This is a genomic window from Pseudoalteromonas distincta, assembly GCF_000814675.1.
Classification (GTDB): Bacteria; Pseudomonadota; Gammaproteobacteria; order Enterobacterales; family Alteromonadaceae; genus Pseudoalteromonas; species Pseudoalteromonas distincta.
This window is the reverse complement of sequence record NZ_JWIG01000001.1, coordinates 464056-489924: the sequence shown is the minus strand read 5'-3', so window position 1 is coordinate 489924 and position 25869 is coordinate 464056. Positions and strand designations below refer to the sequence as shown.

27 protein-coding genes are annotated in these 25869 nt (G+C 38.9%); 14 read left to right on the top strand and 13 right to left on the bottom strand.

Translation table 11 applies throughout. From position 1 onward, the window contains the following. Positions 1-43 precede the first annotated feature (43 nt). The 4 genes from QT16_RS02130 to QT16_RS02115 all read right to left on the bottom strand — a co-directional run bounded on the left by QT16_RS02130 (position 44) and on the right by QT16_RS02115 (position 3900). A complete protein-coding gene (locus tag QT16_RS02130; RefSeq protein ID WP_039485170.1) occupies positions 44-337 on the bottom strand; it encodes a hypothetical protein in 294 nt (97 codons plus the stop codon). Next, a complete protein-coding gene (locus QT16_RS02125) occupies positions 337-804 on the bottom strand; it encodes a DUF4405 domain-containing protein (RefSeq protein WP_007581488.1) in 468 nt (155 codons plus the stop codon). The genes QT16_RS02130 and QT16_RS02125 overlap by 1 nt, the downstream gene beginning before the upstream one ends. A gap of 117 nt (positions 805-921) precedes the next feature. Beyond that, complete coding sequence (locus QT16_RS02120) at positions 922-2811, bottom strand: TonB-dependent receptor domain-containing protein (protein ID WP_039485167.1); 1890 nt, start codon at positions 2809-2811, stop codon at positions 922-924. A 174-nt stretch (positions 2812-2985) separates the two neighbouring features. Further along, positions 2986-3900, bottom strand: a complete 915-nt coding sequence (locus QT16_RS02115) for a LysR family transcriptional regulator (RefSeq protein WP_039485164.1) — start codon at positions 3898-3900, stop codon at positions 2986-2988. Positions 3901-4130: 230 nt separating this feature from the next. Between QT16_RS02115 and QT16_RS02110 the strand changes: the two genes are divergently transcribed. Beyond that, positions 4131-5237, top strand: a complete 1107-nt coding sequence (locus QT16_RS02110; protein WP_039485156.1) for an NHL repeat-containing protein — start codon at positions 4131-4133, stop codon at positions 5235-5237. A 118-nt stretch (positions 5238-5355) separates the two neighbouring features. Here QT16_RS02110 and QT16_RS02105 read toward each other — a convergent pair whose 3' ends face one another. Then, positions 5356-5955, bottom strand: a complete 600-nt coding sequence (locus tag QT16_RS02105; RefSeq protein WP_039485154.1) for a short chain dehydrogenase — start codon at positions 5953-5955, stop codon at positions 5356-5358. Positions 5956-6092: 137 nt separating this feature from the next. On the opposite strand from QT16_RS02105, the gene QT16_RS02100 reads away from it, so the two are divergent. The 4 genes from QT16_RS02100 (at position 6093) to QT16_RS02085 (ending at position 9463) form a co-directional block, all read left to right on the top strand. Next, positions 6093-6989, top strand: a complete 897-nt coding sequence (locus QT16_RS02100) for a LysR family transcriptional regulator (protein WP_039485151.1) — start codon at positions 6093-6095, stop codon at positions 6987-6989. 216 nt (positions 6990-7205) lie between these two features. Then, positions 7206-8498, top strand: coding sequence for an amidohydrolase (locus QT16_RS02095; RefSeq protein ID WP_002958068.1), 1293 nt, complete (start codon positions 7206-7208; stop codon positions 8496-8498). A 233-nt stretch (positions 8499-8731) separates the two neighbouring features. After that, complete coding sequence (locus tag QT16_RS02090) at positions 8732-9145, top strand: GFA family protein (protein ID WP_007377055.1); 414 nt, start codon at positions 8732-8734, stop codon at positions 9143-9145. A 96-nt stretch (positions 9146-9241) separates the two neighbouring features. Continuing rightward, on the top strand, positions 9242-9463 hold the full coding sequence (locus QT16_RS02085; protein WP_024605837.1) for a hypothetical protein: 222 nt from the start codon (positions 9242-9244) through the stop codon (positions 9461-9463). On the opposite strand, the gene QT16_RS02080 is transcribed toward QT16_RS02085, so the two are convergent. Further along, positions 9452-10648, bottom strand: coding sequence for an MFS transporter (locus tag QT16_RS02080; protein ID WP_039485121.1), 1197 nt, complete (start codon positions 10646-10648; stop codon positions 9452-9454). The genes QT16_RS02085 and QT16_RS02080 overlap by 12 nt on opposite strands. Before the next feature lie 106 nt (positions 10649-10754). Between QT16_RS02080 and QT16_RS02075 the strand changes: the two genes are divergently transcribed. Beyond that, positions 10755-11546, top strand: coding sequence for an AraC family transcriptional regulator (locus tag QT16_RS02075; RefSeq protein ID WP_039485120.1), 792 nt, complete (start codon positions 10755-10757; stop codon positions 11544-11546). Between the two features lie 19 nt (positions 11547-11565). Here the strand turns inward: QT16_RS02075 and QT16_RS02070 are convergent, their stop codons facing one another. From QT16_RS02070 to QT16_RS02060, 3 genes are all read right to left on the bottom strand, one after another. Further along, the gene (locus QT16_RS02070; protein WP_039485118.1) at positions 11566-13626 is read right to left on the bottom strand and encodes a TonB-dependent receptor; all 2061 of its coding nucleotides are present in this window, start codon (positions 13624-13626) and stop codon (positions 11566-11568) included. A gap of 74 nt (positions 13627-13700) precedes the next feature. Beyond that, complete coding sequence (locus tag QT16_RS02065; RefSeq protein ID WP_039485115.1) at positions 13701-14357, bottom strand: YoaK family protein; 657 nt, start codon at positions 14355-14357, stop codon at positions 13701-13703. Between the two features lie 29 nt (positions 14358-14386). Continuing rightward, positions 14387-15076, bottom strand: coding sequence for a substrate-binding periplasmic protein (locus QT16_RS02060; RefSeq protein WP_039486020.1), 690 nt, complete (start codon positions 15074-15076; stop codon positions 14387-14389). 123 nt (positions 15077-15199) lie between these two features. Here QT16_RS02060 and QT16_RS02055 point away from each other — a divergent pair, with 123 nt between their 5' ends. The 3 genes from QT16_RS02055 to QT16_RS02045 all read left to right on the top strand — a co-directional run bounded on the left by QT16_RS02055 (position 15200) and on the right by QT16_RS02045 (position 17008). Beyond that, positions 15200-15448 carry a TIGR03643 family protein gene (locus QT16_RS02055; protein ID WP_039485113.1) on the top strand — a complete coding sequence of 83 codons (249 nt, stop codon included), beginning with the start codon at positions 15200-15202 and terminating at the stop codon, positions 15446-15448. Positions 15449-15524: 76 nt separating this feature from the next. Further along, positions 15525-15902: a hypothetical protein gene (locus QT16_RS02050; RefSeq protein WP_039485109.1), complete on the top strand. Its 378-nt coding sequence runs from the start codon at positions 15525-15527 to the stop codon at positions 15900-15902. Positions 15903-15925: 23 nt separating this feature from the next. Continuing rightward, a complete protein-coding gene (locus tag QT16_RS02045; RefSeq protein WP_002958081.1) occupies positions 15926-17008 on the top strand; it encodes an endonuclease/exonuclease/phosphatase family protein in 1083 nt (360 codons plus the stop codon). A 284-nt stretch (positions 17009-17292) separates the two neighbouring features. Here QT16_RS02045 and QT16_RS02040 read toward each other — a convergent pair whose 3' ends face one another. Then, positions 17293-18216 carry a DMT family transporter gene (locus tag QT16_RS02040; RefSeq protein WP_039485102.1) on the bottom strand — a complete coding sequence of 308 codons (924 nt, stop codon included), beginning with the start codon at positions 18214-18216 and terminating at the stop codon, positions 17293-17295. Positions 18217-18317: 101 nt separating this feature from the next. Next, positions 18318-19025, bottom strand: a complete 708-nt coding sequence (locus tag QT16_RS02035) for an AraC family transcriptional regulator (RefSeq protein WP_039485098.1) — start codon at positions 19023-19025, stop codon at positions 18318-18320. Between the two features lie 445 nt (positions 19026-19470). On the opposite strand from QT16_RS02035, the gene QT16_RS02030 reads away from it, so the two are divergent. Beyond that, positions 19471-19818 (top strand): hypothetical protein, encoded by a 348-nt coding sequence (locus QT16_RS02030; RefSeq protein ID WP_039485094.1) that lies wholly within the window; start codon positions 19471-19473, stop codon positions 19816-19818. A gap of 157 nt (positions 19819-19975) precedes the next feature. On the opposite strand, the gene QT16_RS02025 is transcribed toward QT16_RS02030, so the two are convergent. Together QT16_RS02025 and QT16_RS02020 are read right to left on the bottom strand one after the other, a co-directional pair. Then, positions 19976-21352, bottom strand: coding sequence for an NAD-dependent succinate-semialdehyde dehydrogenase (locus QT16_RS02025; RefSeq protein WP_039485091.1), 1377 nt, complete (start codon positions 21350-21352; stop codon positions 19976-19978). Positions 21353-21567: 215 nt separating this feature from the next. Further along, entirely contained in the window at positions 21568-22083 is a 516-nt protein-coding gene (locus tag QT16_RS02020) for an NUDIX hydrolase (protein WP_039485087.1), read from the bottom strand. 234 nt (positions 22084-22317) lie between these two features. Between QT16_RS02020 and QT16_RS02015 the strand changes: the two genes are divergently transcribed. Genes QT16_RS02015 through QT16_RS02000 form a run of 4 tightly spaced genes read left to right on the top strand, consistent with a single transcriptional unit; the run spans position 22318 to position 25867 of the window. Beyond that, entirely contained in the window at positions 22318-23658 is a 1341-nt protein-coding gene (locus QT16_RS02015; RefSeq protein ID WP_039485084.1) for a sigma-54-dependent transcriptional regulator, read from the top strand. A gap of 14 nt (positions 23659-23672) precedes the next feature. Beyond that, a complete protein-coding gene (locus tag QT16_RS02010) occupies positions 23673-23882 on the top strand; it encodes a histidine kinase (protein WP_039485081.1) in 210 nt (69 codons plus the stop codon). A gap of 38 nt (positions 23883-23920) precedes the next feature. Then, complete coding sequence (locus QT16_RS02005) at positions 23921-25405, top strand: sensor histidine kinase (protein ID WP_039485078.1); 1485 nt, start codon at positions 23921-23923, stop codon at positions 25403-25405. Continuing rightward, complete coding sequence (locus tag QT16_RS02000; protein ID WP_039485075.1) at positions 25406-25867, top strand: response regulator; 462 nt, start codon at positions 25406-25408, stop codon at positions 25865-25867. Positions 25868-25869 lie beyond the last annotated feature (2 nt).

Below are 25869 nucleotides of genomic sequence, written 5' to 3'. Positions count from 1 at the left end.
TGTATCTATAAACGCCGGATTTTGATATATGTTGCATTCGTATTCAGGCTTTGTTTTTAAACATTCCTTTTATTAAGCCTGCTAGTTTGGCTACCCCTAAAGTAAGTAACATCGGTACGCCTATTAAAATAAGCTCTTTTACAAATGGTAAAATATACATCAATACCGGTGCTATATTTGGCTTTTCTCCTTCAGGTGAGCCGTGGCTATAACCTTGTAGGTTTATTTGCATAGCCCAATCTGTTCGCTCCAAAGTCACCAATATCAGGCTCACTAAAACAGATACAATTAAAACGATGCTGGTGCGGGTTTTCCACTGTTGTTTTAAGTGCTTCATTATTTAGCCTCCTTGGCAAACATACGTTTGGTTAGTTTTACAATCCAGCTCAAATTAAGAGCTAAGTGTACGCCTAACATTGGCATGATTAAGGTGGCTGTATCGTGGTGCATCTTTGACCAAAAATCTTGAATGTTTAAACTAATGTGAAGTGCTGGTAGTAAAGCAACCGACACTAAAAAGCCACTCACAAATACCAATAACATCATTATATAAAGTAGGTAATCCCACACTATGTTAAAACGTTCTCGAGCACTTAATTTAGATAATAAGCGCTTAAAGCTGCGCTGTATCCAATCCCAATGTAGTAATAAGTGAATTGCAAATGGCACTATAAAAAACAAACTAAACCATTCATGTAAAGGTACGCCCGTTGCTTGTGGTGCACTTACTAGCATAAAGCTTATAAGGAGTAGTGCATCCATTACATAGCGGAATTTTTGTAAGTTTTGCTTCCAGTTAGACATTATAATATGACCCTAATATTGATTGCCGTTTAATTGCCACTGTTTAAGGTACGCCCTCCTTAAACAGTAAAAGGCTCAATAAAATATTGAGCCTTAAATTATTACTGAGCTTTTAAATTAAAAAACGTACGACGCGCTTAATTTTACATTGCGACCTGCTTCGTAATCTTGCACGGTGTCGCTTGAGTATGACGCGTGTGAGTAATAGGTTTTGTCAAAAATATTCTCAACACCTAAGGTCATGCTAAGTGCTTCAAGCTGACTTGGTAGCCACTGCATGCTGATGTTATGAACTTGATAGCCTACTTTATGGATATCAGCACCGCTTGATACCGAATCATCCGTTCTGTTAATTAGGCTGGTCCAGTTAAACTTTAAATCATACTGAGGGACTTCGTAGCCTAAATTTAATGAAATACTATCGCCTACTTCGTAGCGTAATTGTTCATGCGTTTCTAACTGTTCTGAATCAGATTTCGAGTAGCTTAAACGCGCACTAAAGAGCGCTTTACGAAGTGAGAACGTGGATTCAAAGCCATCAATATCGTAATCGCCCGAGTTAGCATAAGTACCAACTGGGCGGCCTTTACCTATTGCCCAGTTATCTATGTAATCTTCAATGCGGGTTTTAAACACATTAAGTGAAAAGCCTAAAGAATCTAAGCCCAATACATTACGTTCTTTGAAGGCAAATCCGATGGCGTTATTTACACCTGTTTCTGCTTTTAGGTTTTTATCAAAGTTAGTGCTGTAATCAACGTAACTTTCACGAAGGCCAGGCCCTTGAAATAACTCAGTAGAGCTTGCGCTTATGCTCCAGTTATCATTAACAAGGTATTTAGCAGCTAAACCAAACGTTAGTTCGTTCCACGATTTATTTAATGAATCGTTAGTACCAGCAGAGTACATATCTACTTTAAAATAGTTGTAGCGCACGCCTGGGGTCACAAATAACTGTTCGGTTAGGGCTATTTCGTCTTCAATATAAATAGCATGAGAGTCAGCTGTGTCTTTGTTAGTTTGAACGTGGTTTGCAATACGTTTTGATACTTGCTCATAGCCTTCACCGCCGTAGCGTAAAGTATGCTCAAAACCAGCCAGTGCTAATTTTGATGTTGCAAGTGCTGTATAACCTGTATGCTCAGAGTTGCCTTCTGTGCCTAATGCAATATAGCTCAATTCGTTACGGTAAACGCTGGCACGCAGAGTAATTGCATCGCCTTTATTTAGCTCATAAGCAAGTGATGTACTTGTGCGAGTGTAGTCAATATCTTCTGTTTTAGCGTTTGAGTCTTCAGCAAAGCCAGCACCAAAGTTAGTTTTTACGTAGTAATCGCCTTCGTCGTTATATCTATCGTAAGAAAATACTAAACGATTGCTTTCGTTTACATCCCAACCAAGTTTGAATATTCCGTCAATTGTACGACCTTCGTTACCGGTTACTTCTTTGCCATTGCCGTTTTCAAAATTATTTCTGTCTGTAGAGGTGTAGTAGGCTAGGGCATCTACGTTATCAGTTAGTTGGCCATATAATGCGGCAGAGCCTCCAGCATAGTCGTTAGTGCCTAAATTTGTATATAAACGAGCACCAAAACCTTGCCCTGGCTCTAGTAAATCTTTAGCGTCTTTGGTTTCAAAGGCAACACCGCCTGAAAGGCCACCGGTAAGCACTGAGTTAGTACCTACTTTTATATCAACCGCTTTTAAAATATCAGCGTTAATTAATAAGTTACCCGAGTGATGAAACATGTTGTTGTTTTGGCTAATTCCATCAACGGTAATATTTAAATCTAAGTCGTCAACGCCACGAATATTAATGCCTTGGACTATTGAATGCGAGCCACCCACGTCAATACCAGCTTGGTCGCGTAATAAGTCGCTTAAGTGATTTGCTTGTTTTCTTTCAATGTCGTCTTGTAATAACGAATTGTTAGTAATAGTTGTGCCCCAAACTTCGATTGTTTCTGATGTATCGGGAGCTTGTTCGGCCAGGCTAGCGAATGACATACTGGCGCATAAAGTACTGACAATAAGAGGGAGAGACTTTTTATTAAATGGGAGCATATTTATCATTGTTGATCTTTTATTTAATTTTTAACATTATTAAGAATGATTCGTATTAAATAGATCGTAATGGTGAATGGCAATTCAAAGAATATGCTCATAATGAATAGCGGTTATTTATATTTTAAATACTTTGCTTTTAACTAGCTCTCTAAACCATTGGCAAACAGGGTCATTATGATGGCGTTGATGCCAATATAAATAGACTTCATCGTGCTCTAAATCTAGTTCTGGAGGGACCACTCTTGCAACTACATCATGATGGCGACAAATATCATTAGCAAAATGGTCCGGTACAAAAAATATTAAATCGGTATTTTGTGCAATGGTGCCAATACTATAAAAGTTTTTTAAGCGTATTGGCGTATTAACATTATCAATCCCAAGTGCTGCAAAGCAGTGGGCAATAGAAAGTGACTTTTCTCCCTGAATCGATATTTGTCCAAAGTTACAGTTACGTAATAATTCAATATTCAGCTTTGTATTAGCTAGTGGATGAGTACTTGCCATTATTAATTTAAAGTCGCGTTCAAACAACGCTTGGCGATACAGTTTGTCCTCAGAGCTTGTAGGCTTGTGCCCTGTTATTACAAAATGAGTTTCGCCTTTTAGTAAATCTGAAAATTGCGGTTTTGGTAACGTGTCTATTTCAAGAGTGATATTAGGCGCTTGTTCGCGCACATCTTTAATAATGGTTTCTATTAGTAAGTGCATTTGTGGTGGCAAGCCAAATAACTTAATAATGGCTTGGCTGGTTTTAGCATCAAAGGTTTGCTTATTAACCAGTGTTTCGACCATATTCAAAATAGAGTTTAAATCTTGCTGAATCGACTGTGCTTTAGGCGTTAGTTCATATCCACCGGCCATTCTAATTAGTAATGGGTCGTCAAATAAACTACGTAACTTACTTAAAGACCGACTAATTGAAGGTTGGCTCATACCTAACGTCAACGCAGTATTACTAATGTGTTTTTCGTTTAATAGCTGTTTTAAAATAATGAGTAGGTTTAGGTCGAGCTGATTTAAATTCATAATTTGGTTTTATAATTAGCCTGTATTACAAGCTGTTATCCTAGCATTTATATTTGCGAAGTACGTATAGGTCTTTTGTTTTTAGGAATTTAAACATGACTCTTAAAAATAAAAAACAACCTTAATTATATATAAAATGTATAAAGTGATTTGCTATTTACCCTGATTATCAAACCTTAAAGTAAACAATATACTGGTTGTATCAAATTAAACTAACAGGATACAACACAATGAAACCACTTTATTTTGCAGCAGCGCTGCTAGCAACAGGGCTTTTTAATAGCGCATTAGCTGAGCCTACAAAACCAGAATTGTTAACGCCTGAGTTATTAGTCGATTTACCTAACACCTTTAATTCGCCAGCCAGTAGCGATATGGATAAAGAGGGCAATGTATATATTACCTCGCCAAACTTTCATAACGATACACTGATTAAAATAGGCGAGATGCAAACACCTGCTGCGCCCCGTATAGGCATGCTTGATAAAAATAACAATTTTAGTAATTGGTATACTTTTACTAAGCAAGATATGGCGCCATCAACAGGTAAAATTGCACCTATGGGAATTGCATTCGGCCCAGATGGCAATGCTTACGTAGCTGACATGCAAATGTGGTTTGATGGCAGTTATAAATCGCGAATACTACGTATTAATGTTGTAAATGGAAAAGCTGTAAGCACGGATGTTGTTGTAACAGGGTTATTATTTCCTAATGCAGTGGTATTTAAAGGCGATGATCTGTTTATTTCAGAAACAGTATTAAAACTTGAAGGTACTAAGCAGTTAAGTGGTGTGTATAAGGTTGGCATGAGTGAGTTAAATGCTCAAAAACCAGCGCATATAAAACCTTTTTTAAGTACTCAAAATCATGACTCACATCTGTTTGATACATTTGCCTCTAACGCGACACTTAAGTTTGGCGCTAACGGCCTAACATTTGATGGAGAAGGTAATTTATACACCAGCATTATGGAAGATGGCAGCGTAATTAAAACCACTATGAACGAGCGCAATGAAAAAGTTAAAACAGAGCTATTTGCAAAAGGCCTAGTTGCAACCGACGGTTTAAAGTGGGACAAGCGTACTAACAAAATTTATATTACAGACTTATTTGCTAACGCTATTTATAGTATTGATATGCAAGGTAAATTAGAGTTACTGGCACAAAATGGGAATACCACAGGACTTCATGGGGAGCTTGATGCACCATCTGAATTAATTGTTCGTGGTAAAGATATTATTATTATGAATTTCGACGCCGTGTTCGACAGCCCTAATATGGTTAACAAAAAAGCTGATAACCCACATACTTTATCGGTAATTAAGCTTAAATAACAGATTGCTAGCTGTTTAAAGTTACTAATTTAAATAGCTGCTTAGAGCAGCTATTTTGATAACAGGGCTTCAATTAATAACCTGGTTGAATTGTTACATCAAGCAATCTGCTTTAGCTCTAAATATAGTCGACTACATCAAAAGCTTTACCTGTTTGGTTACTTTCAATTGCGTGTCTAAATGCTTTAGCGGTATCAGCTGCGGTTATACCATTGGTGCTATCCATACCCATTATCTCCATCGTTTCCTTTACAAAATGAGGACTTACGGTATTTACGCGTAATATGCCTTCAAGTTCTAATGCCGCCGCTTTAGCGAATGAATCTAGCGCTGCATTTACCATGCTTACAGCTGCTGAACCAGGCGCAGGATTTTGTGCTAAAAAGCCTGAAGTAAAAGTAAAACTACCGCCTTGATTAATGTACTTAGTTGCCACATGAAATAGTGTAATATTACCCATTAATTTATTACCTACAGTTGTTGTGTAATCTTGCTCACTTATCTCGTTTATAGGTGCGAAGGCAATTAAACCTGCAGTAGATATAACCGCATCAACATTTCCTACTTTTTTAAATAATGCTTCTATAGAGGCTTTATCTTGAATGTCTACCGTGTGTTCGCTGTTTTTAAAGCTCGCTTTAATAACTTGATGATCATGAAGGTCTGCCGCTATTGCTGCCCCAACTATGCCTGATGCGCCTATTAATAATACTTTCATTTTTATTACCTTTAACAATGTATTTTGTGAATGTAAGGTAATAATAAACTCATCAGTAAAGGTGAAAAATAACAAATAAATAATATTATTTGTGATATTTTTAGAATAATAGCCAAGTGTAATTTAGCGAGTAAGTAATGGATTTATTAAAATCAATTCAGGTATTTGAGCAAGTAGCCCAGCAGCAAAGCTTTAGCCGCGCTGCCGAGAGTTTAAATTTAGTGCCCTCAGCCGTTAGCAGGCAAATTAACGAGCTTGAAAAATGGCTCGATATTAGGTTAATAAACCGTACTACACGCTCATTAAGTTTAACCGAAGACGGTAAAGCATATTTACTTAAGCTCAGTGATATTCGTGCACAAGTCACCGAACTTCGCCGCTCCAAAACACAGCTACAACAAATCAAAGGGCTTATAAAAATTACAGCTCCCATAATGATTGGGCAATATATGCTGCCGGTTGCATTAGCTGAATTTAAAGAGCTGCATCAGGACGTTGATTTAGCAATTTCACTTATGAATCGTAAAGTAGAGCTGGTGGAAGAAGGCTTTGATTTAGCTATACGCGTAGGGCACTTAAACGACTCAACAATGGTCGCGCGTAATATTGGTAATATGCACTTTAAAACGGTAGCAAGCCCTCACTATATTAACACTCACGGCATGCCCAGTACGCCTAAAGATCTTAAAAACCATCAATGTTTAATAAATACCGCAGTAACTAATGCCAAGCGATGGTCGTACTTAATTGACGGAAAAAGCACAGTAATAAAAGTAGCTGGTAGCCTTGAAGTTAACGATTCTCAAAGCTTAAAAGCCTTTGCTATAGCTAATCAAGGTATTGCTCAGCTGCCTAGTTTTTACGTTGATGCGGCAATTCAATCCGGTGAGTTAATAGAAATATTAAGCGATTATGTGCCAAGCCCATTACCCGTGAATTTACTCTATCCATCGCAACGTTTATTAAGCCCAACTGTCCGCGCTTTGGTGGACTATTTAGTGCCATTTTTAAATCAACAAAAGCAAAAGTGGTAGGCTTAATTAGCGCTAAAACTTCAAACTAAAAATAGATAAAACCAGTGAAAAGTGAAGTGGCCCTTCATAGTTGGGCATCTAGCTTAAATGGGATTGATTATTGTAGAGCCTTCAGTAATAGTGGTTATAGAGCAAACTAATTATGTTCTCAATAATACATAAGGGCTCGTGCTCATCAATATTATAAAACCAATAAATATAATAAGGACAAACAGGATGAAAAAATCACTAATTTCAATAGCGCTGGGCTTTGCTGCCCTTAGTGCGTTTAATGCCAATGCAAACATTGATCAGCAAGTTAAAAAGATAGAGCAACAGGTTATTGATTGGCGACGTGATTTTCATCAAAACCCTGAGCTTGGAAATCGCGAAACCCGCACAGCAGGTATTGTTGCTAAGCACTTAAAGTCGCTGGGTATGGAAGTACAAACAGGGATTGCTTATACAGGTGTTGTGGGGCTATTAAAAGGCGCAAAGCCTGGCCCGACAGTAATGCTACGTGCAGATATGGACGCGCTGCCAGTTACTGAAAAAGCAGATGTTGATTTTAAATCAACTAAAACCACTAATTACCGTGGTGTAGATGTAGGCATAATGCATGCTTGTGGGCACGACACGCACGTGGCTATGCTAATGGGCGCTGCACAAGTGCTTGCAAACATGAAAGATGAGCTACACGGTAATATTATGTTTGTATTTCAGCCTGCAGAAGAAGGCGCACCTGAGGGGGAAGAGGGAGGCGCTGAGTTAATGCTTAAAGAAGGCATATTTAAACAATACAAACCAGAAGCTGCTTTTGGGTTACACATAACATCTAGTTTGCACAGCGGTAAAATTGGCTATAGAAGTGGCCCTGCAATGGCCAGTGCAGACCGATTTGAAATAACAGTACATGGCAAGCAGGCACACGGCTCTGCACCGTGGACTGGGGTTGACCCCATTGCCGCAGCTGCGCAAATAGTAACAGGCGTAAATCATATTGTTAGTCGCCAAATCAACATTACCAAAGAGCCTGCTATTGTCTCGTTTGGTAAGATAGCGGGTGGGGTGCGTAATAATATTATTCCTGAAGAAGTCGAAATGGTAGGCACAATTCGTAACTTTGATATGGATAACCGAGCACAAATATTTGAAAAAATAAAAACCACAGCCACGCACATTGCTAAATCGTCAGGTGCTACTGCAGAGGTACACATTCACGAAGGTTATCCGGTAACGATTAATAACCCAAAGTTAACTGCGCAAATGTTACCTAGCCTTAAAAAAGCAGCAGGTAATGAAAACGTAGTTGAAATGGGAAAAATAACCGGCGCAGAAGACTTTTCGTTTTACGCATTAGAAGTACCGAGTGTATTTGTATTTTTAGGCGGCACACCAAGTGAGCAAGATTTAAATACAGTGGCTAGTAATCACTCACCTTATTTTTATGCCGACGAATCATCGTTTAAAGTAGGCACTAAGGCGCTTAGCCTGTTAGCTGTTGATTATTTAAACGCACATAAAAGATAGCTTAAACACACCACGTTACGCTATTAGCTTAACGTGGTATTGCTGTTTTATTTAAAACATCGGATCATGTTTTTAGCACTTGCTCAACTTTTAAAATCACTCTCAAAAATTAAAAATCTAACCGAACATACAAATGAACCGGCGAGCAGTTTTTTTATATTTTAAAAATAATGAATCGATATTGCCGGTCTTATATCTCGATTCAATCTTCATAAGCATTAAGGATTTAAATAATGGAAATTACTGGAAGCTGTTACTGTGGTGAAATTAAATACCAAGCAAAGTCTCAAAATAACAACGCACTTGTTTGCCATTGTAGCGATTGCCAACGTATGTCGAGCGGCCCATTTAGAGCAGTTATAATTGCAGAGCCAAATTCGGTCGTGTTTACCCAAGGTGAGCCAAAAGAGTTTGTTAAAACAGCGCAAAGTGGTAACAAGCGTGCGCAAGGTTTTTGTGGTACATGTGGTACAACACTTTATGCAACTAACGAAGCTAAAGCTGACCGTGTATATGGCTTGCGTATTGGTGCGGTTGATCAGCGTGATCAGTTTACGCCAACAGCACAAATTTGGGCTAAATCAACATTGAGCTGGTTGAGCGGCTTACACGAAGTACCTGCGTTTGATACAACCCCACAAAACTAGTTATTTGGGGTTATCAGTATTACTTTTTAGTAAGCGGTTTGAAATTTATTTAACCAAATGACTGTCTACTTATAAGTCAGTCATTTGGAGAATAATATGTGTAGTTCACCTAAAAGCAGCCGAGCAGTGAAAAAAACAGCCATTAGTTTTAATGATGAGCTTACTCAAGAGCAGCGCTTGCGTTTTGCTGCAAAGGCTAATTTAGCACAAGAGCGCCGTGAACAGCGCGAAGCAACTAATAAACGCTACGAGCAAAAGCACGCGAGTAGTAAACCTTCGTCTGGTTTATTTTCGTGGTTACAGCAGCTAGTTAGCTGATTTAGCTAAAGTGGTGTTTTTACCACTGCCTAAACCACATAATGCACACAGTACTCCAGCAATAGCGCACAGCCATAATGGCGCACTCCAACTGCCTGTAGTCGTGTGTAATGCACCAGCTAGCATAGGACCAATAGCCGCAAGTAAATAACCTACGCTTTGCGACATACCTGAAAGCGACGCTGCTTGTTGCGAATCGTCAGTTCGTAAACTAATAAACGACAGCCCCAATATAAAACATGCCCCAGAGCAAAAGCCCAGCATTAGGGTCCAAACAAAAGCAAAGCTAGGCATGTAAAGCAGCCCCAAAGCACTGAGTGCACTCAACATGGCTAAAATAAAGCTAAGCGCGCTTTGATCTTTTAATTTGGCAAGTAACGGGATTAATATTAAACCCGGTAATGCAGTCGCTATTTGAAAAGCCCCATGATAAGCACCTGCTTGGGTAGCTGAGTGACCAGTTTCGGTTAATATGCTTGGTAACCACGTAATAATTATATAATTTAAAAACGAGTTTAAGCCCAGCAGTAGGGTAATTTGCCATGCTAGTAAATAACGCCATACACTTTTTGACGTGTCAGCGTGTTGAGCAATACTCGCGGGTTTTGTGTGCTTACTTAATTGCGACATCCATACAATAATACTCGCCAGAGTAATAAGAGCTGATGAGCCCAGCGCAAGTTGCCATCCTAATCCGTTTAACTGACTAAGCGGAAATACTAAAGTAGAAAACCCACCCGATACCACGCCCATAGTCAGCACGTAGGCTGAGGTCATTAACGCAACCTTTGCAGGAAAGTCGCGCTTAATTAAACTTGGTAATAATACGTTTGCGATGGCAATGCCCACACCAATAATAGCGGTGCCTACAAAAAGCATGGCTGAGGTATTTATTACCCGCGCTGCAACCCCTGCAAGTATAAATAACAAAGCCAAAAACAAGGTGCGCTCTAACCCTTGCTTTTTAGCAAGGGTTGCGGCCATTGGCGATACAACCGCAAAGGCAATGAGTGGCAATGTTGTTAAAAAACCAGCTTGCGATGCGCTAAGCCCAAAGTGATTAATAATTTGTTCAAGCACAGGTGCAATACCTGTAAATGTGGCGCGTAAATTTGCGGCAATAAGTAATATGCCAAGCACAAGTAATATGCCAGCAAAGCGTGATTTAGGTGTGTTATTTAACAAAAGGGAAGACCATTAAAGCTAATACTTAATGGGCGCTAGTATAAAGGCTTAGCAAAAACTATAATTTAGAGATAATGACATTAAATAACTAAAAACAGACAAAACTATGTTTGATGCAATTGGCTGGGACGACATTAAAAATTTTGAAACTATGGCGCAGCCCATAATAGCCAAAATAGAGCATGCCCATGCAAGTCACGAAATACCACTACATACTCATCCAAAAGGGCAATTAATTTTAGCGCTACATGGTTATGTAACGTGTGAAGTGTCGGCAAAAATGTGGATGGTGCCTACGCACAGTGCAATTTGGATCCCAGCACAAAAGGTGCATAGTAATAGGGCGTCTGATAACGCGCAGCTTTGTCATTTATTTATTGATAGTAGTAAAAACGGTATGCCGTTAAATACCTGCACGTTAGCCATTACGCCGCTGGTTAAAGAGCTAATGTGCGAGTTGGCTGGGCATAATCAGCACTATACTTTAAATAGTAAAACAGCGCGTTTAGCTCAGGTGTTATTTGATCAACTTATTGATATGCCCGTACAACCACTTGATTTTGTATTATCTAAAAACGAGGTAATTCAAACTATGAGCGATCAGCTTATAAACAAGCCAAATAACCGAAAAACACTACCACAATGGGCTAAGCAGTTTGCATTAACAGAGCGTACATTAGCGCGGTTAATTAAAAAAGAAACAGGCATGACATTTGGAAAATGGCGTACGCAATTGCATATAATTACAGCCTTAAAAGCGCTTTCTGATAAGCAAAGTGTGCAGCAGGTGTCGGAGTTATTAGGGTATGAGTCGGTGAGTGCATTTATTACTATGTTTAAAAAGGTAATGAAAAAGTCGCCCATGAAATACATGAGCGACTTAAATCAGCTAAATTAGCTTAGCTCTTAAATAAGCACTACCACGTATAAGTTGCCGAAAGCATCGCGTTACGTGGTTTGCCAGGGAAGTATCTGTCACCGGTGAAACTGGTGTAATCGGCGCGCTCCGCATAAGCCTCATCAGTTAAGTTAATAATACGAGCAAGTAGCTCAAGATTATTAGTAACTTGCCACTGAGCGCGCAGGCTTAAAACATCATGCCCTTGGTATTTATTTAAGTTTTCTGGGTCGGTGTAGTAGTTACCAACGCGGTGCCACTGCAAAGCAAATTGCGCGTTGTTTAATGCCTGCCATGTTAAATCGATATTAGCAATATTACGCGGCGCGGTATCTATGTCGTTGCCGTTTATATTTAAACCGTTAAGTATTTGGTTGTTAGTATAAGTATGCTTTGCGTGAGTGCCTGCAAAGTTAAGCGCAAGCGACTTGGTGAGCTGGTAGTTAAGCTCAAGCTCAATACCACGATGACGAGAGCTGCCATTATTTACCGTAAAAAAGTCGCTATCGCGGTAAATCGTATTGTGTTTACTCATAGCGTAAACCGACACGCCATAACGTAGTTTTTCGTAAATCCCTTTAATACCCAGCTCTGCGTTATTCGCTATTTCGGCGCTTAAATTTGCAGTGGTTTGCTCGCGTTGTAATTGGTATAGCTCAGCCGCTTGTGGCGCTCTGTAACCGCGAGAAAAGTTTGCATAAAGCGTGTTATTTGTATTGTACTGATAACTAACCCCAAGCTTTGGCGATAGATTACTAAAACTATTTTTAGCACTCGCTGGGCGGCTGTATCGGCAGCCACCAAAGCCGCATTCTGTGCCATCGTCTTTTGTTCTACCTGCTAGCATATTATTGGTGTAGTCGTACTGCATATGCTCGTAGCGCACACCTACGGTAAGTAACCACTTATTTAATTGCCAATCAAGCGATGCAAAAGGGGCATAAAGCGTGGTGTTTACATCGTAATCGTAATGCTTACCTTGGGGTACTGTAGCAACTAAAAATGCAGAACCTTGAGTGGGCTCGTTTTGGCTTTGAGTAAAGTCGGCTTGCGTGTATTCGCCATCAAGCCCTAGGTTTATTTTTATATTACTTTGTAAATTATGTTGATAAAGTGATTGCACACCAAAACCAGTTTGACTGTTTTTTTCAAGCGGTGTGCCGGGTAAAAAGTGCTTAAAAAAGTCCATGCTTTGGTCGCGAAAATATAACGTAGTAGAGAGCACATCATCGTTATTTAATTGCCATGTTGCATTGCTCCATGCTCTAAATGCACGTGCTCTTCTAAATGCGTCAGGGTCAAAGTTTTTTTGCGCGAGGTCTTCGTTTTTATAGCTTTCAAAGCCTGTAATAAATCCCGCAGTTTGCTGATCAAGATTTGTGTAAGTAAGGCCTGAGGTAAGTAATAAATTATTATTTGAATAGCGATGGCGAATATTTACTTTTTGTTGCTCTACGCTTTCGTCGTCGCGGTAACCGCTATCATCGGTAACACTTGCGTTAATGCCGATACCGCTGTTGCCGTAATCTTGTCCTGCACGTAATTTGTAGCGAGCATAACCGTATGAGCCATAATCTAAGCCTACTAAGCCACCGCCTTGTGTGGTGTCGGGCGTTATTACATTAATAACACCATGCACGGCGTTTGAGCCATAAAGTGCAGAGCCAGGGCCTTTTAGTACTTCAATGCGCTGCGCCATTTCGCTGTGCGCCTCAAATAGCTCGTTTATGTTACAAAACCCAGCGGCTCTCAGTGGTATGCCATCCTCCAAAGTCAATATGCCACCACAAGCGCCAGCGCCCGAAAGTACCGGAGAGCGAAGTGCGGGTAAGTATTCTTGGCCATTTCCGCGTTGAATATTAGCTCCTGCTACACGTTGCAGGGCTTCTTCAATATGGGTAGGCGCTATGCTATTTAGCTGCGCTTCGCTGAGTGTACTTATTGATAAAGGGAGTGGGGTAGATAGCGCTTCAATACGTGATGCCGTAGTTGTTATGGTTTCTATTGCATCGTTGTTTTGATTATCAGCAAACGCAGCGTGGCTAAAGGGTAATATCAGCGGCAAAAAATAAGGTTTCATACATTCCTTGAAAGTAATCTATATTGCATTGCCTCTATAATATGCGGTTTTAATATGCATTTAAACTTGTTGCGTTAAAGCGTACGCAGCCTATAAATCCGATACGTAATTGATAAAACAAAACAAGCCACAGCAGGAACCACCAAAGCCAGCACTAAGTAATGCTTAAATAAAACGTAGCCGGTTATACCGCCTAGTAAAAAGCCTGCAATAATGAGTAAAAACATAACGCCTTTACGGATATCAAATTGCTCACCTTTAAGCGCTTTGCCTAGCATTAAACCAAGGTCAGTAAAAATACCCGTTAAGTGTGTGGTACGAACTACTGCGCCACTGTAATTGGTGGCTAGCGCATTTTGTAGCCCACACGCAGCAGACGTTAAAACAATACCGTAAACGAATGTGTTTTTGAGTAAATAAGCACTCGCAAGTAGTAGCAATCCTTCAATAAAAAGCAAAGTGTCGTAATGACGACCAAGTTTTAATGAGCCACCAGAGAGCAAAAAGCCCGACAGTGCCGAACCCAACATAAAGCTAACAATTATTGAAAGTAACAATAAGGCAGTACTGGGATTAGTTATTGCTTTAATACCAAGTAAAGTAACAGAGCCAGATACATGCGAAATAGCCTGGTGCTCAAATCCTAATAAGCCTACAGCGTTTACTATGCCCGCTATAAATGCGAGCGTAAACGCGCCATATTCAACCCACTTTGGTAGTTTTGTAAACATTGGTTATCTCTTAACGTGTACAGTGTTAATTATTGAGTTTGTGCTTTAAAACGCTTTATTTGCTCATCAACTAATTTTGTATCTATTACGCCACGCTTAAAAGCAATGTAAGTAGGAAACGTAAACTCATTGAGCTGCCTAGCGTATACGTTTTTATATTCCTTTGAGTACCACAAACCCGCCTGATAGTTAGTTATTGCGTATTCAACGCGATTTTTTTCTAGCAGCTCAAAAGTGTCTTTAGTTGAAAGTGAGCGAAGTAGATTATTCTCATCAAGGTTATACTTTTTAGCAATAACCTCAGGCACAGCAACACCGCGTAGCATCGCTATTGGGGTATTTGATAAATCGTCAGTGAGCAGTTTATCTTTGTTTAAAGCAAATAAACCATACTTAGTAGTATGCAAGGGCACGCTTGTAAAATCTAAATACTCTGCTCGCTCTTTTGTATTGGCCAAAGAGAAATAGCAGTCGTAGTAGCCCAGCGCCATTTCTTTTTTAACGCGCGCCCATGGCAGATGAATTACGTCAATTTTAAGATTTAAATTACGCTCAATAAAGGTTAAGTATTCAATATCTAAACCTGTGAACGTATCGCTTTTCTCATCAAATATAGTAAAAGGCGGGTAGTGAGTTGTTACGCAGCGCAGGGTTTTACTTGGCGCTGCAAGTAATAATGAAGGTAAAGTTAAAGCTAAAAACAGAAATATTGCGCGCATAAATAAAAATTCGATATCTTTTAAAATACATAAATTGAACGCCAATTATACAGTTACTGAGCTTAATTGCATTGATCTAAGTATTTTTACCTAGCGTATAAGTTAAATTTTGTGAGATATACCATGTTTAACGCAGAGCAGCAGTCACGCATTATCGAAATGGCGTGGGAAGATAGAACCCCTTTTGAGGCAATAGAGCAGTTATACGGATTAAAATACTCCCAGCTGGTGGTATTTATGCGCGAACATATTTCAAAAGGCAGTTTTAAAGTGTGGCGTAAACGCCATGCTGGTCGTAAAACAAAACACTTAAAATTACGCGATCCCGCTATTATGCGAAGCCACTGTAAAACACAATATAAACAACGTTAAATAAGTGTAAGCTGTTTCATATGATGTTCAGCCGTGTTTGTTAATCTTTAGCTATTAATTATGCTAGAGATTATTTATGAGAGCACTAACATACACAGCACTAACATACACAACACTAATAGCATTGGCTTTATGTTCAATAAGCGCAGATGCAAAACCGCATAAAGATAAGCATGGTCATAAACACGGCCATAATAAGCATCATTCACATAAACACAACGACAATGACTACCTTTCTAAAAAAGAGGCTAAGCAGTTAATTCGCGCAGGTTGGACGCCACCAGGGCTAAGTAAAAGCTACCACCGAGGCGACTATTTAGATCGTGATTTATATAAACGAGGTAGAGTGATTGAACGCTCTAGAGATAGTGGTACAGTGAGTATAGAAATAGACCGTACAGTTATCCATATGGTGCACGACACCCGAGAAATACTTTCAATTTTAAGTCGCTAAATTAACTTTATAAGGATATTAAAATGCTTATTGCGCTGGCTATAATTATTGGCTTTTTTTTACTGGTTACCTTGTTGCCTATGTCGTACAGCCAGCATTACTTAGTGCGTAGCTGCGACTTTGTGCGCTTACAGGTATTTTATATTGCCAGTTTTGTAGCCGTTACATCGTTGTTTTTATTATGGCAAAGTAGCGCAATAGGTTATGTATTTATAGCCTTAACCTCATTGCTTATAATGATTTTACAAGGTAAATGGATTTATCCGTATACGTGGCTTGCTAAAAAAGAAGTGCAAAGCGCACCAAAGCATATAGACCACAGCGTACGAATTATGTCGGCAAATGTACTGATGTCGAACCATAAAAGTGAGCAGCTAATTAGCCTTGTAGATGAGCACCAACCCGACCTACTTATTACACTTGAGAGTGATAGCTGGTGGGAAAATAAATTATCAGTCATTAAAAAAAATTACCCGTATTACATAGAATGCCCTAAAGATAATCGTTATGGCATGCACTTATACAGCAAGTTTAAAATACTCGATGCACAAATTTGTGAGCTAATAGAAGAAGATATTCCTTCAATTCATATTCTGTTTGAAAACGATGAAGGCCTGCAAATGCAAGGTCACTTTATTCACCCCGCACCGCCAAGCCCCACTGAAGAAGATTCATCGCGCCCACGCGACTCTGAGCTAATAATGGTGGCTAAAGCACTTAAAAACCCAACACGACCTACCATAGTTGCCGGTGATTTAAACGACGTAGCATGGTCGCGTAGCACCCGTTTGTTTATGCAAATAAGTGGCTTTTTAGACCCTCGAAAAGGCCGTGGTTTTTATAACACCTTTCATGCAAGCTACTTTTTTATGCGTTGGCCGCTCGATCACTTATTTCACAGCGAAGGCTTTAAAGTAAAACGTATTAAGCGCTTAGCTAAGTATGGCTCTGATCACTTTGCGCTACTGACTGAGCTTTCTTACGAAAACGCTAATCAGGAGTCACTAGAAGATAAACCCGAAGATCTAAAGCATGAAGAAATCCAAGAGCTTGCTATGAATAAGGCAGACAAGCGAAAAGTGCCGAGGTTTGAGGAAAAGTTATAGCTATTAGGCAGTGTTGGTCGGATAAGTGGCGAAGCCACGCCATCCGACAAAAATAATGAATTGGCTAGCAACAACCCGACTTACCGTGTTTATGTTGTCGAGTGGCTAGAAAGTGCCATAAGCGGACATTCAAGCGTAACTCGTTTCTGCCCCAAAACGTGTTTAGACGAATGCCGCAAAAGAGCAAACTACGGACGTTGGCTGTTAAGGTTTTAGCGACAGCGGCTAGCCAATTGCGGACATTAGGCATTTGCAAATTCAAGAGAATATTTAGTGCTGTATAACTATATTTTTTGATGGCTAATCTTAATTTTTTTTTGAGGTTTGATTGTTTGTATCAATAGGCATAGTGATACTAAAGCTACGCCTATCCAACCAATTACTTTAAATTTTTCACCAATAATGACTATAGCTAAAACAGTTGCAACTAACGGTTCAATTAAGGTGATTAATGTCGCTTTACTTGCATCTATATAATTCAAGCCAAAACCAAATAATAAATATCCTAAAAACATTGGAATTATTGCCATATACAAAGATACGAAAGCATTAGTTGAGCTTGAAAATAAGTTATCACCCGTAAACCATAATGATGGAAGTAACAATAGTGCAGCACAACCGAATAGCCCAGACATGGACGATTTTGATTGAATGCCACTTTCAATTAAACGCCTTGCTGACCATGAATAACCTGCATAAGTTAAACCAGCAATACAACCTAAAAGAATCCCCAAACCTTGTTGATTAATACTGTAAGCATTATTGCTCTGGTCTTTACCTAAAGTTAACAGAGCAATACCTATAGCACCAATGACAAAGCTCAACATCCATTGCAATGAAATGTCCTTTTTACTAATAAGACGCTCAAGGATTGCGGCAAAAAAAGGTGCAGTGGCTATAGATACTACAGTACCAATGGCAACACCTGATAAACGCATTGAGGTATAGAATACTAATGGGTAAATAGCGACAGAAACGGCACCTAAAAGAAATACTACAGGCTGTTCGAGCATCAGCTTATAATCTATAAGTAGCTTTTTTCGAGCTGTGATTACAAGCAACACCCCTCCTATCCCCATAGAGAATGCACCAATAGCCAAAGAGCTTACATCTGGTGAGTAGCTTGCAGCAGTACCAGTTGTCCCCCACAAGAAACTAGCAACAATAATCGCCATAACACCTTTAAAACTTCCGTGATGATTTTCCATAATGAGACCTATTTATAATAACTTCAATACAGAAATAGTATGCTAATTATGTAGAGTGTTTTTAACAATTAAGACGCAATCGTTATCAATTCCGACTAAGTTTACTTTTTGAATTTAATTGGTGATAGACCAAAGTATTGTGAGAATTTTCTGCTAAAGGCTGAAGGTTCTTTATAACCTACTTTTTCACCAATAAATGGTAGCGGGTAATCTGTATGTGTAAGTAAGGCTTGGGCTTTTTCCATTCGAAGTTTTGTTACGTACTTCATCACGGTCATACCTGTTTGTTGTTTAAATAGTTTCTTAAACTGTGTCTCACTCAGGAAAGCAGATTCAGCTAAACATTTAATTTGAAGCTGCGCTGCAATATTTTTCTCTATGAAGGATATTGCTGCTCCAATGCGGTTATCTACTTTTGGTAATAAAGGTTGCTCTGCAAGCAATAGGCTGAACATTTCGAACATCGCCTGTTCTAATTGGGCATTAACTTTGTTTTCTAGTTGGTTTTCGATAAAAGTTAAGTAACTTCTAAGAGGTGAGTTAATTGCAAAAACAATACATTGTGAAGATGAAATATTTAGCGGAAGATTTTTCATATCTGCGACTACAAACCTAGCTTCAGTGTTTGCGGTGAACAAGTGCTCTTCGCTGGCTTTAACTACAACACATTCACTAGGAGCAACTTTACCATTAAAATCACCAACAGATATATTTATGACACCACGTAAAGGTAGAACCAACTGATTAAATTGATGTGAATGACGAACTGGCTTTGTGCTATAGGAACGGATGGATAATAGATTTTTCATAATAATAGAAAACGTATTGCCTTATTTCATCCTGAGATTAGGATTATACATCTTAGAGCAATGAATTCTAAAGTGAAGTATTAGTTTCTACTGGGGCTTTAAATTAAAGTCTCTATGGTGGCTTAGTTTACATACAGCCTTAAAAGGAAATCGACAAACGTTATGATAAAAACACCAGTGCTTTTATCTACTTAGGAAAGTCTGCTATCGTATCATTGCTGTTTTTTTGAATTAAGTGGCCAGTTTTCGCTATTGGCACAAAGCACGCCTTAGTTCTAAATCGTTTTTGTCCAAAAACGAGTTTACTCGACCGTCTGCTTCTCGCTCATTGTTGCCTGTCAGGTTAAGTCTAGTGAAATAGATTGCATTGCATAGTTAAAGTTTTTATATTGTTCGGCAATATTTTATTTGGTGCTAATAAAGCACTGCGTGCAAAGGAAAGCATGTGAATTATAAAAAAATGTACTACCCAGTTAAGGCGCTTGCTGTTTTATCTTTAGTTGCTGTTGCTATTAAGTACTGGATGCCAACTGAGATTGGCTTTGCGTTTATGCTGTTGCCTTATTTGCTTCTATATTTTTTAGCTAACGCTAAAAACTATAAAAATAAACGGCTCATTTTTATTAGAATTATAGCTGCATTATGTACTATTACTTTAGCGCCAGTACTTGTCTTTGGTATTGAACCTGACCCTCAAGCTGGGATTGGTATTATGTTTTTGCTGATAATGCAGCTAGCTGCAATTAGTGCCTCTGAATTTATTATATTATTCTTTTATGTTGATAATGATTAAAAAGCAAACTGCTCATTTACAGTTATTACTGTGTAGTTGCTTTGTGGTTTGAACTTAGTAGAGACTAAGCTCTTCTGTAATCTAATTTTAAAGTTAAAAAACCTAAAAGCGGTTACCCACTTTTAGGCTTTCTAATGTATTAGTATTTAAAGCTAAATTAGCTATTGATCATAATACATTTGATATTCACAAATTCGCGCATACCAAAGCCGCCGTGCTCTCGGCCGTAGCCACTTTCCTTAACACCACCAAACGGTAGGTTAGGTTGTGCTAAACCGTAGCCGTTAATATTGATCATACCGGTGTCGAAGTACTTTTTAGCTAGTTCAATGGCTTTTTTCTCATCTTTAGAGAAAATACCGCCGCCTAAACCGTAGCGAGAGTCGTTAGCGATGCGCATTGCATCGTCGTTGTCTTTGGCTTTAATAAGCGAAGCTACTGGGCCAAATAATTCGTCGTCATAGGCTGGCATACCAGGGGCTAAGTTATCTAGTAGTGTAGGTGGGTAGTAATAACCTGTTTGCGAAGGTATTTCGCCGCCCGTTACTATGTTTGCACCTGCTTTAACTGATTCCATTACTTGGTCGTGAATGCCGTCGCGTAAATCTTCACGAGCCATTGGACCTAAGTCTGTGTCATCAGCCATTGGGTCGCCCATTTTCATGGCTTCAAATTGCTCTTTAATTTGCGCTTTAAAGTCATCGTAAAGTGACTCTACAACAACAAAACGTTTAGCTGAAACACACGTTTCACCGTTATTGATCATGCGCCCGGTTACACAGGTTTTAACTGCAAGCTCTAGGTCTGCGTCATCAAGTACTAAGTAAGCGTCGTTACTACCAAGCTCTAACACTGTTTTCTTAACGTGTTTACCTGCTTCTTCTGCTACTTTTTTACCTGTTGCATCACTACCGGTAAAGGTTACGCCGCTAATTGCTTTGTGCGAAATTAAAGAACTGGCTGTTTTGCCGTCGATAAGCAGATTGTTAAAGCAATACTCTGGGAAACCAGCTTGTTTAAATAGCTCTTCTATTTTTTCAGCCATGCCAAATACATTACCAGCATGTTTTAATACGGTTGTGTTACCCGCCATGATGTTAGCTGCACTGTAGCGAATTACCTGATAAAGCGGAAAGTTCCATGGTTGAATACCTAATAGTACACCTGTTGGTTGGTAGCTAATAATTGCGCGGCCGCCGTCCATATCACGTTCTTCGTCAGCAAGTACTTCTGGGCCTTGTTCGGCTGTGTAACGACAAATTCCTGCACATAGTTCAACTTCTTGAAAGCCTTGCTCGTAAACTTTACCCATTTCTTCGGTCATGAGTTTTGCAATAGCTTCTTTTTGATCTTCAAAGAGTGAGGCTAACTTATTAAGGTATTTTGCACGTTCAGTGAATGACGTTAATCGCCATTTTAAATATGTTTCGTGAGATTTTTCGATTACCTGTTCTGCTTCCTTTTGAGAAAGTAGTGTATAGGTTTCAATGGTTTGCTCAGTTGCGGGATTAATCGTTTTAACTGTGTTACTCATTTCTATCTCCTTACAAATTTAGTTATTTAAAAGGTGCAAGGCTAGAGCCAGTTTTTAAAAAAGTTGCTTTTGTTTTTATCCATCTGATTTTATTAGTTAAATTTATATTTTTGCTGAAGGGGTATTTTTTAAATATAAAAATTGAGGTGCTCGAGGTAGTAAAATATTCTGGGCGTTGCAAAATTTACAACACCCTCTGGGGCAAACACAGAGCTTTATATTAGCTCCTTTGCAATGCGCTTTAATAAGTAAGTTTCTCGTAAAATAGAAAGCCCTTGTTTTTCACTGTTAGCAATGGTGCGCTCGTTATGTGCAATTGCGTCGTTAATATCAACCCATTTGGCTGTCATGCCATTTTGCTGCTCGTAATGCTCTAACTGCGCTTTGCCAAACTCGTCGGCAATACTGCATACAAAGCAATACGATTTAATATGAATAATATCAAAATCGTCTTTATACCAAGGGCGATACTCTTCATAGAGTCCAAAAGCTTTAACTACACTTATTTGTTGTGCACCGGTTTCCTCGCTTAGTTCGCGAATTAAGCCTTGCTCAATACTTTCGCCGTCATCTACTCCACCGCCGGGCAGGCTGTAGTCTTCATAACGGTTTGTATACATTAAAAGTATTTTATTATTTTTAATTACAATGGCGCGAGCTGTTAAGCGTGTAAATTGAGTACCTTGGTCAATATTAATACCTGAATGTATTAAGGTTTTTAATTGCTGCATTTCGTCTCCTTTTTTAGGTTTTTAATAATAATAGTTGCTACCATTCTATAAATAGAAACGATTTTAATTATTAATCATAATTTGTGATCGATTTTTTTCAGCATACGTAAATATTAGGTTGGTAACATTAATAGCATTTAATCGCTTAAGTTTATTTTAAAAATTAGATTCTGGGCGCACCTTTAAATTAATATCAAGGATGCGTAGAATAAGAAAAAAGCATAGGGATTTATCATGTTAGACATACTTTTAGTAGATGACGACGTTGAATTTAGTGACGTTGTTTGCCACATAGTCGAATTCCTCGGCCACAATATAAGCACAGCTACCAGTTTAAAAGAAGCACATCAATGGTTTGAAAATAATGCCTTTGATCATGTGCTGCTTGATTTTATGCTGCCTGATGGTAGCGGTTTGCACTTACTTGATCACTTAAAAACGATTGGGCAATCTCCAAAAATTACACTTATTTCGGGCCACCCTTCAGTTAAAGGTATTTTAGCTGATATGTGTGAGCCAAATGTAGGGCATTTATTAAAACCATTACAACGTGAAGATTTAGAACTCGTTTTAAATGGCCCTAAAAAAGCAGTTAAAAAAGCAAAGTCGAGCGGTATTGTACGCCACTTTGGCGGTTTGATTGGTGAATCTGAGCCAATGCAAAAGCTTTACAACATGATTGAACGTGTAGCTAAAACAAATGCTAACGTGATGCTTATGGGTGAAAGTGGTGCAGGTAAAGAAGTAGTGGCTCAAGCTATTCATAACGCAAGCCAGTGCGAAGGGCCATTAGTTGCTAGCAACTGTGGCGCACTTTCAAAAGAGTTAATTGGTAGTGAGTTATTTGGCCACGAAAAAGGCGCATTTACAGGCGCAATTGCACGTAAAGAAGGTGTATTTGAGCAATCAAATAACGGTACTTTGTTTTTAGACGAAGTAACTGAAATGCCAATTGATATGCAGCCAAATTTACTGCGAGTGCTTGAAACTAAAAAGGTAACACGCGTAGGTGGTAACAGAGAAATACCAACCAATTGCCGTGTTATTTCAGCCACTAACCGCTCGCTTACCGATTTAGCACAAAATAATGTTATTCGTGAAGATATTTACTTTAGGTTGGCTGTTTTTCCTATTGATATACCGCCACTTCGCGATAGAAAAGAAGATGTACCTTTATTAGCGAAAGCCTTTTTAGATCAACTTAATGACGAAAACGGCACTGCCTTTAGTTGGACTGCCGCACAGCTCAAAGAGCTGCAAAGCTATGAATGGCCGGGTAATGTGCGAGAGCTCCGCCATGCTATACACCGTGCATTTATTATGAGCGACCCACAAACTAGCGACATTATTTTACCTGATAACTTAGAGTCACCTTTTTCGCGCGTTAATAATCAAGCTGCCGAAAAGCCTGTATCAGCAGGGCAAACAATTGAAGAAGTTGAAAAAGAACTTATTCATGCAACGCTTGATAAGGTGCAAGGTAATAAAACGCTTGCTGCACAAATGCTGGGTATTAGTACTAAAACACTTTATAACCGCCTTAATGCATATGGCGGTATTGGCGAATATAAATAGATTTGAGGAAGGGCATGACATCCGATAACCAAACAGAGCAACTCAATAAATTAGTACACGATGCAAGAGGGCCGCTAAATCGTATTTCGATGAATGCTGAGCTGATTAAATTGGTACTTGAAAACGATATGCCAAAAGAAAAAGCGTTAGATGCACTTGATAAAATTATCAATAATTGCCAACAGTGCAGCGAAAGTTTGCAAAAAATATCAGACTCTCAATAAATATTAAGTGTTGTATAAACTTTAATTCGGGAAGCTAAATGAGCAAGAAAAAACAGCAAAGTAAGGCGAATATCACTTGGGCAACATTTATGGTGGTTGTGCTAGGTATTATTGTGGGCAACGCATTTTTAGCATTGAATACGATTCAAGGCTTAACACAAACCCAAAAAAGTTTAGACAACACTAGCATGCTAACCACTGCAATTGAGAAGCTGCATCTATCCATAGTGCAGGCTGAGTCAGGACAGCGTGGTTATTTATTGACAGAAGAGGCTGATTATTTAACGCCGTACTACGATGCTGTAGCCCAAATTGAAGCGCAAACAGATCATGTCAAGTCGCTTCACTCTGAGATTGACGGTCAAGCTGAGCGTATAGCTCAGTTGTTAGTTCTTGTAGATAGTAAAATTAAAGAATTAAAACAAACTGTAAACCTTGCGCTAGATGACAAAGAAAGACGTGCGTTGTATGTATTAAATACGCATAAAGGAAGAAAGCTTTATAAGCAAATTAGAGAGTATGTTAATGAAATTCAAGACCGCGAATTACTCTTTAAAGTAAGCCATTTTTCTAAATTAGCACAGATTAAAAATGAAGCTAAAATTACATTCGCTATAACAGCAATAACGAGTGCGTTACTGATTATTGGTATGTTTATTATGACGCGCCTTAATTTAAGAAATGCAGCACAATATCGTTTTGAGCTTGAAAAACAAAACGAAACATTAGCAATGAAGGTTTCTGAACGGACACAAGAGCTAACATTATATTCAGATGAATTGAGCCGTAGTAACCGAGAGCTTGAAGAGTTTGCTTTTGTAGCAAGCCATGATTTACAAGAACCTCTTAGAAAAATCCAAGCCTTTAGCGACCGTCTTGAAACCATGTTTAAAGATGAATTGGGTGAAAAGGGGATGGATTACATTGGGCGCATGAAAAATGCAGCGCAGCGTATGTCTAATTTAATAAACGACTTATTAGAGTTTTCGCGAATTACAACGCGTGGTAAAGATTTTGATGACACGAATTTAAATGAAGTTGTAGCTGATATATTAAGTGATTTAGAGATAGCGATAAAAGAGTCTGAAGCACAAATTGATGTAGATGATTTGCCAGTTATTCAGGCAGATAAAAGCCAAATGCAGCAGCTGTTTTTAAATTTGTTGTCGAACGCTGTTAAATTTAGGCGTCCCAACGTAAACCCACACATAAAAATTAGTTATCAAGATGAAGATATTTTCAGCTCTGATCATAATACTCATTTAAGTTTTCAAGTTATTACCATAGAAGATAACGGTATTGGTTTTTCACAAGACTATGCCGATAAAATATTTGTACCGTTTCAGCGCTTGCATGGACGCTCACAATATAAAGGCACGGGTATTGGCCTTTCTGTATGTAGGCGTATTGTGGAGCGCCACGGCGGAACAATTACAGCCCAAAGTAAAGACGGTGAAGGTGCAACCTTTATTATAAAACTACCTGTGGAAGCTGAGCTTTTCACATTGCAAGGAGAGGCTTAAATGCCCTATTCAAAAGTAAAACCGATTACTATTTTAATGGCAGACGACGATGAAGATGATCGTTTGTTAACACAAGATGCCCTTGCTGAAAGTCGTGTACTTAACGAGCTTCATTTTGTTGAAGATGGCGTTGAGTTGCTTGAGTATTTAGAGCGTAAAGGTAAGTTTGAAGACAAAGCAGTTTCGCCGCGTCCTGGACTTATATTACTTGATTTAAATATGCCTAGAATGGATGGCCGTGAAGCGCTTGAAGCTATAAAAGGAAACCCTAACTTAAAGGGAATTCCGGTTGTTATATTAACTACGTCTAAACAAGAAGAAGACATGGTTAAAGGGTATAACTTAGGTGCTGCATCTTACATTACAAAACCAGTAACGTTTGATGGTTTGGTTGATTTGATGAAAACGCTAGGAAAATACTGGGTAGAATTTGTAGAGCTACCGACAACATTTAACGATTAATG

Excerpts from the sequence above, each read along its gene's own strand:
- QT16_RS02130 (WP_039485170.1), bottom strand. The coding sequence starts at position 337 with ATGAAGCACTTAAAACAACAGTGGAAAACCCGCACCAGCATCGTTTTA.
- QT16_RS02125 (WP_007581488.1), bottom strand. The coding sequence starts at position 804 with ATGTCTAACTGGAAGCAAAACTTACAAAAATTCCGCTATGTAATGGAT.
- QT16_RS02120 (WP_039485167.1), bottom strand. The coding sequence starts at position 2,811 with ATGTCATTCGCTAGCCTGGCCGAACAAGCTCCCGATACATCAGAAACA.
- QT16_RS02115 (WP_039485164.1), bottom strand. The coding sequence starts at position 3,900 with ATGAATTTAAATCAGCTCGACCTAAACCTACTCATTATTTTAAAACAG.
- QT16_RS02110 (WP_039485156.1), top strand. The coding sequence starts at position 4,131 with ATGAAACCACTTTATTTTGCAGCAGCGCTGCTAGCAACAGGGCTTTTT.
- QT16_RS02105 (WP_039485154.1), bottom strand. The coding sequence starts at position 5,955 with ATGAAAGTATTATTAATAGGCGCATCAGGCATAGTTGGGGCAGCAATA.
- QT16_RS02100 (WP_039485151.1), top strand. The coding sequence starts at position 6,093 with ATGGATTTATTAAAATCAATTCAGGTATTTGAGCAAGTAGCCCAGCAG.
- QT16_RS02095 (WP_002958068.1), top strand. The coding sequence starts at position 7,206 with ATGAAAAAATCACTAATTTCAATAGCGCTGGGCTTTGCTGCCCTTAGT.
- QT16_RS02090 (WP_007377055.1), top strand. The coding sequence starts at position 8,732 with ATGGAAATTACTGGAAGCTGTTACTGTGGTGAAATTAAATACCAAGCA.
- QT16_RS02085 (WP_024605837.1), top strand. The coding sequence starts at position 9,242 with ATGTGTAGTTCACCTAAAAGCAGCCGAGCAGTGAAAAAAACAGCCATT.
- QT16_RS02075 (WP_039485120.1), top strand. The coding sequence starts at position 10,755 with ATGTTTGATGCAATTGGCTGGGACGACATTAAAAATTTTGAAACTATG.
- QT16_RS02070 (WP_039485118.1), bottom strand. The coding sequence starts at position 13,626 with ATGAAACCTTATTTTTTGCCGCTGATATTACCCTTTAGCCACGCTGCG.
- QT16_RS02065 (WP_039485115.1), bottom strand. The coding sequence starts at position 14,357 with ATGTTTACAAAACTACCAAAGTGGGTTGAATATGGCGCGTTTACGCTC.
- QT16_RS02060 (WP_039486020.1), bottom strand. The coding sequence starts at position 15,076 with ATGCGCGCAATATTTCTGTTTTTAGCTTTAACTTTACCTTCATTATTA.
- QT16_RS02055 (WP_039485113.1), top strand. The coding sequence starts at position 15,200 with ATGTTTAACGCAGAGCAGCAGTCACGCATTATCGAAATGGCGTGGGAA.
- QT16_RS02050 (WP_039485109.1), top strand. The coding sequence starts at position 15,525 with ATGAGAGCACTAACATACACAGCACTAACATACACAACACTAATAGCA.
- QT16_RS02045 (WP_002958081.1), top strand. The coding sequence starts at position 15,926 with ATGCTTATTGCGCTGGCTATAATTATTGGCTTTTTTTTACTGGTTACC.
- QT16_RS02040 (WP_039485102.1), bottom strand. The coding sequence starts at position 18,216 with ATGGAAAATCATCACGGAAGTTTTAAAGGTGTTATGGCGATTATTGTT.
- QT16_RS02035 (WP_039485098.1), bottom strand. The coding sequence starts at position 19,025 with ATGAAAAATCTATTATCCATCCGTTCCTATAGCACAAAGCCAGTTCGT.
- QT16_RS02025 (WP_039485091.1), bottom strand. The coding sequence starts at position 21,352 with ATGAGTAACACAGTTAAAACGATTAATCCCGCAACTGAGCAAACCATT.
- QT16_RS02020 (WP_039485087.1), bottom strand. The coding sequence starts at position 22,083 with ATGCAGCAATTAAAAACCTTAATACATTCAGGTATTAATATTGACCAA.
- QT16_RS02015 (WP_039485084.1), top strand. The coding sequence starts at position 22,318 with ATGTTAGACATACTTTTAGTAGATGACGACGTTGAATTTAGTGACGTT.
- QT16_RS02010 (WP_039485081.1), top strand. The coding sequence starts at position 23,673 with ATGACATCCGATAACCAAACAGAGCAACTCAATAAATTAGTACACGAT.
- QT16_RS02005 (WP_039485078.1), top strand. The coding sequence starts at position 23,921 with ATGAGCAAGAAAAAACAGCAAAGTAAGGCGAATATCACTTGGGCAACA.
- QT16_RS02000 (WP_039485075.1), top strand. The coding sequence starts at position 25,406 with ATGCCCTATTCAAAAGTAAAACCGATTACTATTTTAATGGCAGACGAC.